A 14,792-nucleotide genomic window follows, 5' to 3' on the forward strand; every position below is an offset into this window, starting at 1 on the left:
GCCACGCTGTCAGCAAAACCTGCCAACTCGTGGCAGCCTTTTCTTATTCGCTACCGGAGTTGCGTAAATCAGGGGTCTGAGCTACCTTTTCGATACCGGAGTAGCGGAAAGGAGACGGTGATGGTGGGGCGAGGGCGGCCGCGGGATGCCGGAGTGGAGGGCCGGGTGCTGGCCGCCGCCATGGCCGAGATGCGGCAGCGTGGGTACGACGGGATGTCGGTCGACCGGGTCGCCGACCGGGCCGGCGTCGCGAAGACGACGATCTACCGGCGCTGGCCGAGCAAGGCCGAGCTGGTGATCGCGATGATCGCCGGGCTGCGGACCGCCGTGCCGTTCGAGCCGAGTGACGACCCGCGCCGCGACCTCACCGGCCTCGTCACCGCGATCTACTCGGCGCTGGCCGCCGTACCGACGACCCTGGTCGCCGACCTGACCGCGGCCGCCGCTCGCGAACCGCGCGTCAGCGAGAGCGTCCGGGCGTTGTGGGGTGAGCGGCACGCGGCCGTCACCGCGGTCGTCGCCCGAGCCCAGGAGGACGGGCTCGTCCCCGGGCACGCCTCCCCCGCCGTTCTGGTCGACCAGCTTGTCGGCCCGCTGTACTACCGGCTTCTCATCACCGGGGAGCCGATCACACCCGCCTACGTGAGCGAGCTGGTGCTCAGCACGCTCGGTCCTGTTCAGGAGCAGTCATGAAGATCCTCGTTGCCCTCGGCGCCCTCATCGTGCTGATCGCCGGCTACACCGCCTACACGGTCGTCCGGCCGTTCGTCCTGCACACCGCGATCGAGATCGACGCCGGCCCGGAGCAGGTGTGGAAGGTGCTCGCCGACCGGGACAAGTACCCGGAGTGGAACCCGTTCATCATCTCCTCGACCGGTGAGCTGACGGCCGGCGGCACGATCACCAACGTGCTGCGCGACACCGAGGGCAAGGAGACCTCGTTCACCCCCGAACTGCTGGTCGTCGAGCCGAACCGCGAGCTGCGCTGGATCGGCAAGGTCCCGCCCGGGTTCATCTTCGACGGCGAGCACTCGTTCCGCCTCGAGGAGCTCCCGAACGGCCGCACCCGGCTGATCCACGAGGAGACCTTCCGCGGCGCCGCCATCCCGTTCACCAAGTCCATGCTGAACAACACGATCAAGCCGCAGTTCATCGCCATGAACGAAGCCCTGGCCGCTCGCGCTTCCTGATCTCAGCCGACAACCTCACCAGGCGTCATTCTGGAACGCATGAGCGGACTACTGCGAGCAGTGGATGCGGTGACGGTGCGAGTCCCGGACCTGGACAGCGGGCTGGCGTTCTACCGGGACGCGCTGGGACACGAGCTGGTGTGGCGAAACGACGAGATCGGCCAGGCCGGGCTGCGGCTACCGGACAGCGAGACCGAGATCGTGCTCGCGACCGGCCTCGACTACGCGCCGAGCTGGCTGGTGACCTCGGCCGACGAGGCGGCCGAGCAGCTCGTCGGCCGCGGCGGCCGCCTCGTGCAGGCCCCCTTCGACATCCCGGTCGGACGCTGCGCCGTCGTCGCGGACCCGTTCGGCAACCCACTTGTCGTATTGGATCTGTCCAAGGGGCTCTACACCACCGACGCCGCGGGCGGAGTCACCGGTGTGAGTTGATGTTCTGCATGCATTGATTGCGCGGCAAAGATGCATTGGACGTCTGACCGTGATGCTGGTTGGCTCGGAGCATGGAGAAACGTGCTTTGGGACGAGTCGGTATCGAGGTCAGCCCGGTGGGGTTCGGGTGCTGGGCGATCGGGGGTCCGTTCACGAATCCGGCCGGCGAGCCGCTCGGGTGGGGTGAGGTCGACGACGACGAGTCCGTGCGGGCGATCCGGCGGGCCGTCGAGCTCGGCGTGACCTTCTTCGACACCGCCGACGTGTACGGCGCCGGGCACAGCGAGCGCGTGCTCGGCAAGGCGCTCGCGGGGATGCGGGACCAGGTGGTGATCGCGACCAAGTGGGGCAACACCTTCGACGAGTCGACCGGCGTCATGCACCACCAGGACAAGTCGGCCGAGTACGTCGGCAAGGCCGTCCGGGCGTCACTCGACCGGCTCGGGACCGACCACATCGACGTCTACCAACTGCACTTCGACACCACCAACGAGGTCGCGCTGCCGTTGCGGGAGGCGTGTGAGGATCTCGTCCGCGAAGGACTGATCCGCAGCTACGCGTGGAGCACGGACACCCTGGCCAGCGCGGAGTTCTTTGCTGAAGGCAAGCACTGCTCGGCGGTGCAGCACGAGGCCAGCGTCCTGCACGACGCGCCGGACTTCTTCGCGCTGTGCGAGCGGGCCGATCTGGCCAGCATCAACCGAACGCCTTTGGGAATGGGGCTTCTGGGCCGCCGGGACGCGAACCAGCCGGCCACCGGGGCGGACATCCGGACGCTGCCGCCGGCCTGGTTGCGGTACTTCGACAAGGGCGGCGTGCCCGCGCCGGAGTGGTGGGACAAGGTGTCGGCGATTCGCGACGTACTGGAGAGCGACGGGCGGACGCTGGCGCAGGGATCGCTGGCCTGGCTGTGGGCGCGAAGCCCGCGAACCGTTCCGATTCCTGGGTTCCGCACGGTCGAGCAGGCCGAGCAGAACGCGCGGGCGATGGAGTTCGGGCCGTTGCGGGACGAGCAACTGACGGAGATCGCGACGCTGCTGGAGCGCTGACGATTTCCCTACGGCCGAATGGGTACCCGATCGGTGAGCGACCATCATCGAGAGGGTGAGAGAAAGATGCGACTGATCGTCGACCGCAGTACCCGGCGCCGCGGTATCGCGGTGAAGGATCACGGGCATCCGTTCCTCAAGACCGCCGGGCTTGCCGTGGCGGGCGTCTGTGCCGGGGTGGTGACCGAATACCTGCTGGACCCGGACAGAGGCCGCGCACGACGAGCCCGGTTGCGGGACAAGTCCGCGAACGCCGGCCGCGGGATGGGCGCGGGCATGAGCGGCATGTCCCGGAACATGACGAACCGCGGACGCGGGATGGCGATGGCCGCTCGCTACCGCGTCACCGGGCGCTCGGCCGACGACTCGGTCCTGCACGACCGGGTCCGGGCCGAGCTCGGGCGGCACACGAGCCACCCGCACGCGGTCCAGGTCCGGGTGGACAACGGGACCGTCACGCTGGTCGGCGACATACTCGCCGCCGAGGAGAAGGCGACCCGGCACGCGGTCAAGCGGATCCCGGGCGTGAAGTCCGTGGACGCCCAGTGGACGGTGCACGAAGAGCCCGGCGACGTACCCACCCTCCAGGGCAAGGGCCGGGGCCGGCGCTCCCCAACCCCTGGCTGAGCACCCCAAAATCCAGCCCGGCGCTTTCGCCCTCAGCGGTGGCGCCGGGCTGAGCCACGCCCACCCGGCACGGAAACTCATCGGAGTCGACCTCTTGCCGACTGGTTAGGTTTATCGATATACCTCTGTCGGACAGCCCACCCTTCCGGGAGATTCGATGAGGTTTGCAGTGCGGTCAGGCGGCGGGGTTCGTCGTGCCGCGCTGGATCAGCTCGGCGGGGACGATCAGCTCCCGGGGGTCGCCGGTGGGGCCGCCGGTGATCTGGGCGACCAGCAGCGACGTGATCGCCTCGGCCATCTCGTCGTGCCCGGGGTTCACCGAGGACAGCGACGGGACCAGGTACGACGCCTCGTCGATGTCGTCGAACCCGACCACCTGGACGTCGCCGGGCACCCGGCGCCCGGCATCGGCCAGCGCCCGCAGTGCCCCGATCGCCACCACGTCGGTCAGCGCGAACACCGCGTCGAAGGCGATCCCGCGATCGACCAGCGCCCGGATCCCGTCGTACCCGTCCTGCAGCCGGAAGCTGCACCGGACGGTCAGCTCGGGATCCATCGGCACGCCGGCCTCGGTGTGCGCGATCGCGTAGCCCTCGGCCCGCAGCGCCGGCATGTTCGCGCTGGTGTCCGGGTTCCCCCCGAGCAGGGCGATCCGGCGGGCCCCGGTGGCCAGCAGATGCGCGGTCGCCTGCCGGGCGCCGTCGACGTTGTCCATCATCACGTGGTCGAACCGCGACGGCAGCGCCCGCTCACCGATCAGCACCACCGGCGCGTCGGTCCGGATCTGGGTCAGTTCGGCGGGGTCGATGTCGACCACGCTGAGGATCAGGCCGTCGTACATCCGCAGCCGGGAGAACGCGACGGCGTCCAGCTCACCCTCGCGGCTCGCGCCGGTGCGCTCCATCACGATCCGCAGGCCGTGGGCCTCGAACCGGTCGGCGAGCCGGCCGGCCAACTGGGCGAAGTACGGGCGTTCCAGTTCCGGAACCGCGAGGCCGACCACCCCGGTGCGGCCTGCGCGCAGGTGGCGGGCGGCCAGGTTGACCTGGTAGCCGAGGTCGCTGATCGCCGCCAGCACCCGCTCCCGGGTCGCCGCGCCCACTCGCGGACGGCCGTTGATCACGTTCGACACGGTCATCGTGGACACCCCCGCGGACCGCGCCACATCGGCCATCGTCACCACGGTGCTGCCCTTCTTCATGGTCCATACCTTAAACACGATCTGGAGTTGCGATGAGGAAACGCCGCACTCTGGCCGCCCTGGCGGCCCTCGCCCTCGCCCTCCCGCTGGCCGCCTGTGGCGGCACCCCGGGCAGCGGCGGTGACGACAAGAAGCTGACCTTCTTCTCCTGGGACGGCGAGGAGACGATGAAGCCGCTGATCGCCAAGTTCGAGGAGCAGAACCCCGGCCTCAAGGTCGAGTTCTCCAACGCCCCGCCGGTCGCGGAGTACATCTCCACCCTGCAGTCGCGGATCCTCGCCGGTACGGCGGCCGACGTGTTCGCGATCGCGGCCGAGAACAAGACGAACCTGATCAACGGCAAGCACGTGGTCGACCTGAAGGACAAGGCGTACCTGAAGAACGTGCCGAAGTTCAACCAGACCACGTACTCCGGCCCGGACGGCGCGGTGTACGGGATGTCGGTCGCGTCCTGGGGCGCCGGCGTGCTCTACAACAAGGACCTGCTGGCCAAGGCCGGCGCGACCACGGTCCCGCAGACCTGGGACGAGTTCCTTGCCCTGTGCCACAAGTTGAAGGATGCCGGCGTCACGCCGTACCTGGAGTCCGTGCAGGGGATGTCGACGCCGCTGTCGGCCTTCCTCGGCGCGCAGAACGCGTCCACCGGCGACACCATGGACCAGAAGATCTTCGACGGCTCGGCGAAGTTCAAGGACTACTGGGTCGAGCCGCTGACGCAGTGGTCGCGGCTGTGGTCCGAGGGCCTGGTGACCCGCGGAGTGGTCGGCCTGACCGGTGACCAGGTCCGGACCGAGTTCGCCACCGGCGAGGCGGCGATGATGATCGCCGGCCCGTGGGACGTCCCCGGGGTCCGCAAGGCGGCGCCGAAGCTGAACATCGAGATGGCCCCGATCCCCGGGATCGGCGGCGGGAAGCCGTACCTGGCCGGCGCGGCCAGCCCGGGGTACGCGATCAACTCGAAGGCGAAGAACCCCGAGGTCGCGGAGAAGTTCCTCGCCTTCCTGGACTCGCCGGAGGCGATGGCGCTCTACCAGAAGGCGACCGGCGCGATCACCGTCACCACCGACTTCGAGCCCGAGCTCGACCCGGCGCTGACCCCGATCGTCAAGGACGTCCGGGCCGGCAACGTCTACCTGCCGCAGATCGCCTGGAAGCGGGCCGAGGACATCCTGAACGTCGAGGCGACCGCGCAGCTCCAGCTGCTGGTGCAGGGCAAGGCAACGCCTGAGCAGGTCGCGACCGCCCTCGACACCAAGCTTGCGAGTACGTCGTGACCGCTGGCCTGATCGCTCCGGCCGGGACCTCCACCGAGGTTCCGGCCGGGGCCGCGGGCCGGCCACCGCGGACCGGCTGGGCGCGGGCCCGTGAGACGACCGCGAACCAGCTGTTCCTGGTGCCGGTCGCGCTGGTCTTCGTGGTGCTCCTGGTAGTGCCGCTGACGCAGACGTTCTACTGGAGTTTCACCGACTTCACCGGCTACTCGGCCGACGTGAAGTTCGTCGGCCTGTCGAACTACGCCAAGGTGCTGACCGACCCGTCGATGCTGGCCGGACTCGGGTTCACGCTGGCCTTCACGATCGGTACGGCGGTGCTGATCACGGTGGTCGCGATCCCGCTGGCCGTCGTACTGAACAAGAAGTTCTTCGCCCGGAACTTCGTCCGGTCGGTGTTCTTCTTCCCGGCCATCCCGAGTATCGCGATCCTCGGCCTGGTCTGGGGCTACATCCTGTCCCCGCTGGGCTCCGGCGTACTGAACTCGGTGCTGGAGAGTCTCTTCAACGCCGGTCCGTACCCGTGGTTGTCGGACGCGACGCTGGCGCGGTTGTCGGTGATCGTGGTCGCGGTCTGGGGCGGCGCCGGCTGGCACGCGATGCTCTACCTCGCTTACCTGCAGTCGATTCCGTCCGACTACTACGAGGTCGCGACGATCGACGGCGCGTCGGCGCGGCAGCAGTTCTTCCACCTCACGCTGCCGCTGCTGACCCCGGCCATTGTCATCAGCAACTTCCTGCTGATGACCGGCGGGCTCAAGGTCTACGACCTCCCGTACACCCTGACCAAGGGCGGTCCGGGCTACTCGACGTACACGATCACGCAGTCGATCATCACCAGCGGCGTCGCCCAGGGCCGCTACGGCCTGGCCTCGGCGCTCGCCGTCCTGTTCACCATCGCCGTCAGCGTGGTCGCCGTCGCCCAGCTCTGGGTCTCCCGCCGCATCGAACGGAGAGTCCTTTGAAACAACGACGTTCGCCGGTCACCAGTGTGGTGATGATCCTGCTGGCGTGCCTGGTCGGGGTGCCGCTGTACTACATCGTCGTCAACACGTTGAAGACGCAGGAGGAGATGACGCGGTCGCCGTTGGCGCTGCCGACGCAGCTGTTCCTGGGCAACTACCAGCAGATCTTCGAGACCGTGCCGCTCGGGCGGAGCTTCGTGAACACGCTGATCGTCACGGTCGCCTCGATCGTGGTGATGCTGTTCGTCGGCTCCACCGCGGCGTACGCGATGGCGATGCGGGCCAGCCGGTTCAACCGGATCTTCGGGGCGCTGCTGCTGCTCGGGTTCGTGGTGCCGGGGCAGTCGACGCTGATCCCGCTGTACCGGCTGCTGGTCGACGTCGAGCTGGTCGACACGTTGCGCGGGCTGGTGGTGATCTACACCGGCGGCTCGATCTTCGTCTACTTCCTGATCCAGGGCTACATCAGCCGGTTGCCGTTCGAGATCATCGAGGCGGCCCGGATCGACGGCGCCGGTCCGTTCCAGATCTACTGGCGGATCGTGCTGCCGCTGATCCGGCCGATCCTGGCCACCGTCGGGGTGTTCCAGACGATGTGGATCTGGAACGACTTCATCACGCCGAGCGTGTTCCTCAGCTCGCCGGAGAACGCCACCCTGGTGCTGCAGGTGTACCGCTCGGTCGGCGAGTTCTCCACCGACTGGCCCGGCTTCATGACGATGAGTGTGCTGGTGCTGATCCCGATGGTCGTCTTCTTCATCCTCACCCAGCGCCACATCGTCGACGGCCTGCTGGCCGGAAGCGTGAAGTCGTGACCCGAGCTCCCTCGCCGCTCTACACCGATCCGGTGCACCTGGCGCCGACCGATCCGGCGGTGATCGCCGGACCGGACGGGACGTGGTGGATGTTCTACACCCAGCGCCGGGCGCGCGAGCCCGATGGCGGGACGCGTTGGGTGCACGGCACCGACATCGGCGTGGCCCGCTCGTCCGACGGCGGCCTGACCTGGACGTACGACGGGGTCGTGGCCGGCCTCGATCCGCATCCGGGCCGCAACACGCTCTGGGCGCCAGAGGTGATCCGCGCCGGCGATCGCTTCCACATGTTCACCAGCTACATCCCCGGCGTACCCGACCGCTGGGAAGGGCATCCGCGATCGATCCTGCACCACAGCTCGACCGACCTCGTCGCCTGGCAGTACGACGGAGTACTGCCGCTCTCGTCGGATCGGGTGATTGACGCCTGCGCGCACGAGCTGCCCGGCGGCGGCTGGCGGCTCTGGTACAAGGACGAGGCGCACGGATCGACCACCTGGTCGGTGGACTCGACGGACCTCACCGAGTGGTCGGCGCCGGTCGAGGTGATCGGTGGTGCTCCGCACGAAGGGCCGAACGTGTTCCGGCTCGGCGAGTACTACTGGATGATCACCGACGAGTGGCGCGGCCAGGCGGTGTACCGGTCGACCGACCTGACCACCTGGGAGCCCGCCGGACAGATCCTCGACGAACCGGGATCGCGCTCGCTCGACCGCGGCGTCGGTCACCACGCGGACGTCGTGGTGGGCCGGGACGAGGACGGGCTCGAGGTCGGCTGGATCTTCTACTTCACCCACCGCACCGCTGGATCCGTCGACAACGTGGTCGACCCGCGGCGGCTGACCGACATCCACGTCGCCGTACTGCGCGCGGACGGGGAGCGGCTCGGCTGCGACCGCGACGCACCGGTCGCTCTTGACCTGCGTCGTACTGTCTGAAACATCAAGAAAACAAGGAGACTTCGTTGTCGAACGCATCGTCGTCACGGGTCGTGATCGACCTGGACGTTTCCGGACCGACCATCAGCCGGCACCTGTACGGCCACTTCGCCGAGCACCTGGGGCGCTGCATCTACGGCGGCTTCTACGTCGGCGAGGACTCCGGCCTGCCGAATGAGGGCGGGATCCGGCTCGACGTGGTCGAGGCCCTGAAGGCGCTGGACATCCCGAACCTGCGCTGGCCGGGTGGCTGCTTCGCCGACGAGTACCACTGGAAGGACGGCATCGGCCCGAAGGCCGACCGCCCGTCGATGATCAACACGCACTGGGGCAACGTCGAGGAGAACAACCACTTCGGCACCCACGAGTTCATGGCGCTGTGCGAGCTGCTCGGCGCCGACCCGTACGTGAACGGCAACGTCGGCAGCGGGACCGTCCAGGAGATGAGCGAGTGGGTCGAGTACCTGACCCGCGACGGTGACAGCCCGATGGTCCGGCAGCGCAAGGCGAACGGCCGGGACGAGCCGTGGAAGGTCCCGTTCTGGGGTGTCGGCAACGAGACCTGGGGCTGCGGCGGCAACATGCGCGCCGAGGCGTACGCCGACCTGGCCCGCCGGTACGCCACCTTCTGCCGCAGCTACGGCGACAACAAGCTCTACCGGATCGCGGCCGGAGCGTCCGACTACGACCTGGCCTGGACCGAGGCGCTGATGAAGGCGATCAGCTGCCTGGGCTGCGGCCGGGAGCCGAAGAACATCTTCCAGGCGATCTCGTTCCACTACTACACGATCGCCGGCAGCTGGGACAGCAAGGGCAGCGCGACCGAGTTCGCGCTCGACGACTACTACCGGACGCTGATCAAGGCGCAGGACATCGACCGGATCATCCGCGGCCACTCCGCGGTGATGGACGCCTACGACCCGGAACGCAAGGTCGGCCTGGTGCTGGACGAGTGGGGCACCTGGTGGGACGTCGAGCCGGGTACCAACCCCGGGTTCCTGTTCCAGCAGAACGCGCTGCGGGACGCGCTGGTGGCGAGCGTGCACTTCGACGTGTTCCACCGGCACGCGGACCGGCTGGTGATGGCCAACATCGCCCAGACGGTCAACGTGCTGCAGGCGATGCTGCTGACCGACGACGGCGGTGGGCTCGTGCTCACCCCGACGTACCACGTGTTCGAGATGAACAAGGGACACCACGACGCGACGTCGGTCCCGGTGCACCTGGTCGAGCAGCCGGAGCCGTACGAGCTGGACGGAAAGACGATGGACCTGCTGTCCGCGTCGGCCAGCGCGAAGGACGGCAAGGCGCTGATCTCGGTCAGCAACCTGGACCCGAGCTCGCCGGCGGACGTCGTACTGGACCTGCGAGGCGCGGAGTTCCGCAACCCGGCCGGCCGGTTGCTCACGGCATCGAAGCCGCAGACGCACAACACCCCCACGGATCCCGGGGCGGTGGCCCCGGTGGCGCTCACCGACCTGGCAGCGGACCCGCGTGGCCTGCGGGTCACGCTGCCACCGCACTCGTTCGCGACGATCAGTTTGGACGTGTGACCGGGATCTGGAACTCGTGCACCCAGTTGGCGGGGTTCTCCGGGTCGAACTGCAGCGTCACCTCCCGGGCGTAGCCCTGGCTGCGGTACCCGTTGTCCTCGATCCAGCGGGCGAGTGTCTGCATGCTGCGGTCCGCCTCGTACATGTCTCCTTGGTGCACGATGGTGGCGGCCTGCTCGAGCTCCGGTAGTTCGTGCACGTCGACGTCGGCCACTGTGTCGGCGTCGACGGGTACGGCGGCGTGCACGAGGATCTGGTCGTCCTCGGCGTCCTCGTAGTACGCGAGCGGTGAACCGGACGGCACCACGCCGGCCGCGCCGAGGCGGTCCATGAGCTGGCCGAACAGCGGCTGGATGACCGGGGCGATGTCCTCACCTTCGTAGCTCTTGGCGAGCGCGGTGAGCTGGGCGACCCGGGTCGGGGCGATGTGTTTCAGTACGACGTCGTCAGTGGGCATGTGACCCTCCTTCTCGATCAGCCGGAGCCTCGCCTCGACACTGATGAGCTGGGACGCGCTCCGCGCCAGCTCGTCCTCGAGTTGCGCCCGCCGCAGCCGGAGCATGCCGCGCAGCTCCTCCGTGGACGGCTTGGCGTCGACGATCTCGTGCACCTGCTGCAGGCTGAACCCGAGATCCTTCAGCGCGATGATCCGGTTCAGCCGGCTGAGCTGCGCGGCCGTGTAGTAGCGGTACCCGGTCGCCGCGTCGACGACTGCCGGCCGGAGCAACCCGATCGCGTCGTAGTGCCGGAGCATCCGGGCCGAAACCTGCCCGAATGCCGCGAAGTCCCCGATGGTGAACATGCCCCCACCTTTCCGGTTGACACGGTGTCAAGGTCAACGGCTGATCAGGAAATGCCCCGGCGGAACCGGCCGGGAGTCTGGCCGGTGGCGTCCCGGAAGGCCTTGGTGAACGCCGACTCCGAGTGGTAACCGACCCTATCGGCGACGACCGCGACAGTGAGGTCGCGGTCGGTGAGCAGGTCGGCCGCGACCATCATCCGCACCGTCGTCACGAACCCGGCGACTGTCGTCCCGGTGTGCCGGCCGAAGTGCCGGACGAACGTCGCCCGGGACATCGCGGCCACCTCGGCCAGCCGCTCGACGGTCCAGTCGGCGCCGGGATCCTGCAGTACGGCGTCGATGCCGGCTGCGATCCGGGAGTCGGTGACCGCGGTCCAGGGCGCGACCCCGGCCAGGTCGCCGCGACGCAGCATCATCGCGAACAGGGCACAGGACAGTGCGTTGAGGATGGCCGCCGTACCTGGTCCTTCGGCCAGGGCCTCCACGCGCATCAGGGTGCTCACCGTCCGGACTGCCTCGTCATCCGGATCGAAGGACACGACCAGCGGATCCGGCAGGCTGCGGAAGAGCAGTCCGCCGGACCGCGAGCCGACGGTGTAGCGGCCGCAGAAGATGTCGGTGACCGGCTCCTCGTCCGACGGGCTGCGGATCGTGTCGAACGCCGTACCCGGGGTCTGGACCGACGGCCGCACCCGGCCCGCGCCCGGCGTACGGATGGTGTGGGACGGACTGCTCGCGAGCAGGACGGCGTCACCGGCCTTCAGCTGGACCGTACGACCGGGGAGCTCCAGCGTGCACTCGCCGGCGAGGACGAAATGGAACGCCGCTTCCGTGTCGCCGTACGGCGCGATCTTCATCTCGGTCGTGCCCGCCAGCAGGCAGCGTTTGTCCACCGTTGCCGCCGGCCGGGCCAGCTCGATGAGCCGCGTGATGGTGTCCATGAGACTCCTGAGCAGAAAATTGCGCCGAAAAGAGCTGTTGCGTCTCAATGCTAGCGACCAAACTCAACCTCATGACTTCTACCCTGCAAGCGGACGTGGTCGTGATCGGGTTCGGCAAGGGCGGCAAGGTGGCCGCGGCCGCGCTCGGCCGGGCCGGGAAACGGGTGGTGCTGATCGAGCGCTCCGACCAGATGTACGGCGGCACCTGCCCGAACGTCGGCTGCGTGCCGACCAAGGCGCTGGTGCACCACTCCGGCAAGCGGCGCCCGGACGACCCGCCCCAGGAGTGGTTCGAGCACGCGATCGGCGAGGTGCGCGAACTCACCTCGACCTTCCGGGCCGGCAACTACGAGGCTCTGAACGGCGCGGAGACGATCACCGTGCTCACCGACGAAGCCCGCTTCGTCGATCCGCATACGGTTGCTGTTGGCAATGATCTGCGGGTGACCGGCGAGACCTTCCTGGTCAACACCGGGTCGGAGCCGGTGATCCCGGACATCCCCGGACTACGGGAGAGCCCGCGCACCGTCACGAACGTCGACCTGATCCACACCACCCGGCTGCCCGGCCGGCTGGCGGTCATCGGCGGCGGCTACCTCGGCATCGAGTTCGCGTCCATCTACCGCCGGTTCGGCGCCCAGGTGACGGTGCTCGAGTCGGCGGCGCGGATCCTCGGCCGCGAGGACGAGGACGTGGCCGCCGCGGCAGCGGGGATCCTGTCCGCCGACGGCATCGAGCTCGTCACCGGCGCCGACGTCCTGGAGATCCGCGGCGAGGACACAGTCGTGTACGAGCGGAACGGCCGCGAGCACACGCTCATGGTGGACGCAATCCTGGCCGCCACCGGCCGCGCTCCGGTCACCGCCGGCCTCGGGCTGGACAAGGCAGGCGTGCGTACGACGGAACGCGGGGCGATCGAGGTGGATGAGTACCTCCGCACCAGCCAGCCGCACATCTTCGCCCTCGGCGACGTCAACGGCGGCCCGCAGTTCACCTACATCTCGCTCGACGACAGCCGGATCGTGCTCGACCAGCTGCTCGGCAGCGGCAAGCGGTCCACCGCCGACCGGGTCGGCGTACCGCAGACGCTGTTCATGTCACCGCCGCTGGCCACCGTCGGGCTGACCGAGCAGACGGCCCGCGCGGCCGGCTACCGGCTCCGGATCGCGCTGGAGAACGTGGCCGACATCGTCGCGATGCCGCGGGCGTACATCGTCGAGGAGACCCGCGGGATGATGAAGTTCGTGGTCGACGCCGAGACCGACGAGATCCTCGGCGCGGCGCTGCTGAGCGTCGATGCGCAGGAGCTGATCAACACGGTCGCGCTGGCGATGCGGCACCGGATCACTGCGGCCGAGCTGCGCGACTCGATCTACACGCACCCGTCGTCGACCGAGGCATTCAACGAGGTCCTAGCAACGATCGTGCGCGCAGACTGACGCACTGGTGAGCGGGTGGCTCAGGAGGCGACGCGGGTCCGGCGGTCGCGGACGGCGGCGACCGCGAATCCGGTCAGCATCAGGGCGACGCCGCCGGTCCCGAGCCCGACCACGACGTCACCGCGGGCGTCCAGGCGCGGGTCGCACTGCATCGGCGTGATCCCCTTGTCCGGCTGGAAGACCGAACCGCAGTCCCGGCCGTCCACGGTGACCGGACGGACGGCGAACACCACCCCGGCGATCAGCAGGACCACACCCACCGCGCCGAGAACCCTGCTCAGCACTGCCCAACCTGTCGCGCCGGGAAGGCAGCCGCAAGGACCGACCACACCTGCCTGGTCAGACCTCGCATATGGCGTTCACACTCCCCTGATAGCCCAGTCGGATTTGATCAAATCTAACGCAGCTAGTCGTCCGCGCTGAAGCCCCGACCCCACCCCGGATTGAATCTTCACCCAGTTCTAACGAACTGCGGCCCCGAACGGTTCAAACGTTAAGTACGGCGACCAGCGAGCCAGCTGCCCGCCCGTTCGCGACGTCGGACAGCGCCCGGTCGACAGCGTCGAACGGGACCACGGTGGTGTGAGCGCGGACGGGCAGCCGCGCGACCAGCCGGAACAGCTCCTCGCCGTCCCGCCGGGTGTTGGAGGTGACGCTGCGCAGGTCGCGCTCGTGGAAGAGATGACGCTCGTAGTTCAGTTGCGGGACGTCGGTCAGATGGATCCCCGCCACCGAGACCGTCCCGCCAGGCCTCACCGCCTCCAAGGCGTACGGCACGACCTCGCCGGCCGGAGCGAACACGATCGCCGAGTCCAGCGCGACGGGCGGTCGATCGGCAGTCTCACCGACGTACGCGGCACCGAGTGAGCGGGCCAGCTCCCGGTTCCGCTCGCCGCGGGTCATCACGAACAGCTCGGCGCCCTGCGCGGTCGCGAGCTGGGCCGTCAGGTGCGCGCTCGAGCCGAACCCGTAGATGCCGAGCCGGCCGCCCGGCGGGAGATTCGCCCGCAGCAGCGAGCGGTAACCGATGATCCCCGCACAAAGGAACGGCGCCAGCTCCGCGGCTGGGCGGTCGGCCGGCAGCGCGTACGCGTAGTCCTGCGGCACGACGGCGTACTCGGCGAATCCGCCGTCTGCGTCCCAGCCCGTGTACGACGACCGCGGGCACAGGTTCTCCGATCCCGCCTGGCAGAACTCGCACGACCCGCAGGTCCCACGCAGCCACGCGATCCCGACCCGATCCCCCACTGCGAACCGCTCGGCCCCGGGTGCACGCCCAATCACCGATCCCACCACCTGATGACCGGGTACGACGCCCGGCCGCCGCGGCTCCAGGTCGCCCTCACACAGGTGCAGGTCCGTCCGGCAGATCCCGCACACCTCGACCTTGACCAGCACCTCTCCCGGCCCCGGTTCCGGCACCGGACGGCGCACCCGCTGCAACGGCCCGTCGTCGATCGGCCCGGGCCGCTGCACCGCCCACACGTCCATCTGGTCGCCCATCCTCCGACCATCTCAGACGTTCAGCCGCCGGTCTCCTGTCGCCACCACGGTTCCTCCTCGTCCGGG

The 14,792-nt window shown here is 68.8% G+C and carries 16 protein-coding genes; 11 read left to right on the plus strand and 5 right to left on the minus strand.

Going from position 1 to position 14,792, the window contains the following annotated elements:
- Positions 1 to 120: 120 nt before the first annotated feature.
- From ACIBGM_RS07650 to ACIBGM_RS07670, 5 genes are all read left to right on the plus strand, one after another.
- Complete coding sequence (locus tag ACIBGM_RS07650) at positions 121 to 693, plus strand: TetR/AcrR family transcriptional regulator (RefSeq protein WP_396384828.1); 573 nt, start codon at positions 121 to 123, stop codon at positions 691 to 693.
- A complete protein-coding gene (locus ACIBGM_RS07655; RefSeq protein WP_360525072.1) occupies positions 690 to 1,190 on the plus strand; it encodes an SRPBCC domain-containing protein in 501 nt (166 codons plus the stop codon). The genes ACIBGM_RS07650 and ACIBGM_RS07655 overlap by 4 nt, the downstream gene beginning before the upstream one ends.
- A gap of 39 nt (positions 1,191 to 1,229) precedes the next feature.
- Complete coding sequence (locus tag ACIBGM_RS07660) at positions 1,230 to 1,622, plus strand: VOC family protein (RefSeq protein WP_396384829.1); 393 nt, start codon at positions 1,230 to 1,232, stop codon at positions 1,620 to 1,622.
- 71 nt (positions 1,623 to 1,693) lie between these two features.
- On the plus strand, positions 1,694 to 2,671 hold the full coding sequence (locus tag ACIBGM_RS07665; protein ID WP_396384830.1) for an aldo/keto reductase: 978 nt from the start codon (positions 1,694 to 1,696) through the stop codon (positions 2,669 to 2,671).
- A gap of 66 nt (positions 2,672 to 2,737) precedes the next feature.
- On the plus strand, positions 2,738 to 3,298 hold the full coding sequence (locus tag ACIBGM_RS07670) for a BON domain-containing protein (RefSeq protein ID WP_396384831.1): 561 nt from the start codon (positions 2,738 to 2,740) through the stop codon (positions 3,296 to 3,298).
- A 175-nt stretch (positions 3,299 to 3,473) separates the two neighbouring features.
- Here ACIBGM_RS07670 and ACIBGM_RS07675 read toward each other — a convergent pair whose 3' ends face one another.
- Entirely contained in the window at positions 3,474 to 4,499 is a 1,026-nt protein-coding gene (locus ACIBGM_RS07675; protein ID WP_396384832.1) for a LacI family DNA-binding transcriptional regulator, read from the minus strand.
- A gap of 32 nt (positions 4,500 to 4,531) precedes the next feature.
- Between ACIBGM_RS07675 and ACIBGM_RS07680 the strand changes: the two genes are divergently transcribed.
- The 5 genes from ACIBGM_RS07680 to ACIBGM_RS07700 are packed head-to-tail and all read left to right on the plus strand — an operon-like array spanning position 4,532 to position 10,041.
- On the plus strand, positions 4,532 to 5,773 hold the full coding sequence (locus ACIBGM_RS07680) for an ABC transporter substrate-binding protein (protein ID WP_396384833.1): 1,242 nt from the start codon (positions 4,532 to 4,534) through the stop codon (positions 5,771 to 5,773).
- Complete coding sequence (locus ACIBGM_RS07685; protein WP_396384834.1) at positions 5,770 to 6,735, plus strand: carbohydrate ABC transporter permease; 966 nt, start codon at positions 5,770 to 5,772, stop codon at positions 6,733 to 6,735. Before ACIBGM_RS07680 ends, ACIBGM_RS07685 begins: the two co-directional genes overlap by 4 nt.
- Positions 6,732 to 7,550, plus strand: coding sequence for a carbohydrate ABC transporter permease (locus tag ACIBGM_RS07690; protein ID WP_396384835.1), 819 nt, complete (start codon positions 6,732 to 6,734; stop codon positions 7,548 to 7,550). The genes ACIBGM_RS07685 and ACIBGM_RS07690 overlap by 4 nt, the downstream gene beginning before the upstream one ends.
- Positions 7,547 to 8,488 (plus strand): hypothetical protein, encoded by a 942-nt coding sequence (locus ACIBGM_RS07695; RefSeq protein ID WP_396384836.1) that lies wholly within the window; start codon positions 7,547 to 7,549, stop codon positions 8,486 to 8,488. Before ACIBGM_RS07690 ends, ACIBGM_RS07695 begins: the two co-directional genes overlap by 4 nt.
- 26 nt (positions 8,489 to 8,514) lie before the next feature.
- Positions 8,515 to 10,041: an alpha-N-arabinofuranosidase gene (locus ACIBGM_RS07700; protein WP_396384837.1), complete on the plus strand. Its 1,527-nt coding sequence runs from the start codon at positions 8,515 to 8,517 to the stop codon at positions 10,039 to 10,041.
- Here ACIBGM_RS07700 and ACIBGM_RS07705 read toward each other — a convergent pair.
- Complete coding sequence (locus ACIBGM_RS07705) at positions 10,025 to 10,843, minus strand: MerR family transcriptional regulator (protein WP_396384838.1); 819 nt, start codon at positions 10,841 to 10,843, stop codon at positions 10,025 to 10,027. The genes ACIBGM_RS07700 and ACIBGM_RS07705 overlap by 17 nt on opposite strands.
- Before the next feature lie 44 nt (positions 10,844 to 10,887).
- Entirely contained in the window at positions 10,888 to 11,784 is an 897-nt protein-coding gene (locus ACIBGM_RS07710; protein ID WP_396384839.1) for an AraC family transcriptional regulator, read from the minus strand.
- 71 nt (positions 11,785 to 11,855) lie between these two features.
- Between ACIBGM_RS07710 and ACIBGM_RS07715 the strand changes: the two genes are divergently transcribed.
- Positions 11,856 to 13,223, plus strand: coding sequence for an FAD-dependent oxidoreductase (locus ACIBGM_RS07715; RefSeq protein WP_396384840.1), 1,368 nt, complete (start codon positions 11,856 to 11,858; stop codon positions 13,221 to 13,223).
- Between the two features lie 20 nt (positions 13,224 to 13,243).
- Here the strand turns inward: ACIBGM_RS07715 and ACIBGM_RS07720 are convergent, their stop codons facing one another.
- Together ACIBGM_RS07720 and ACIBGM_RS07725 are read right to left on the minus strand one after the other, a co-directional pair.
- Positions 13,244 to 13,507, minus strand: a complete 264-nt coding sequence (locus ACIBGM_RS07720) for a hypothetical protein (RefSeq protein WP_360525033.1) — start codon at positions 13,505 to 13,507, stop codon at positions 13,244 to 13,246.
- Positions 13,508 to 13,709: 202 nt separating this feature from the next.
- The gene (locus ACIBGM_RS07725; RefSeq protein ID WP_360525030.1) at positions 13,710 to 14,726 is read right to left on the minus strand and encodes a zinc-dependent alcohol dehydrogenase family protein; all 1,017 of its coding nucleotides are present in this window, start codon (positions 14,724 to 14,726) and stop codon (positions 13,710 to 13,712) included.
- Between the last annotated feature and the right edge of the window lie 66 nt (positions 14,727 to 14,792).

This window comes from Kribbella sp. NPDC050470 (assembly GCF_044458365.1).
Taxonomy (GTDB): domain Bacteria; phylum Actinomycetota; class Actinomycetes; order Propionibacteriales; family Kribbellaceae; genus Kribbella.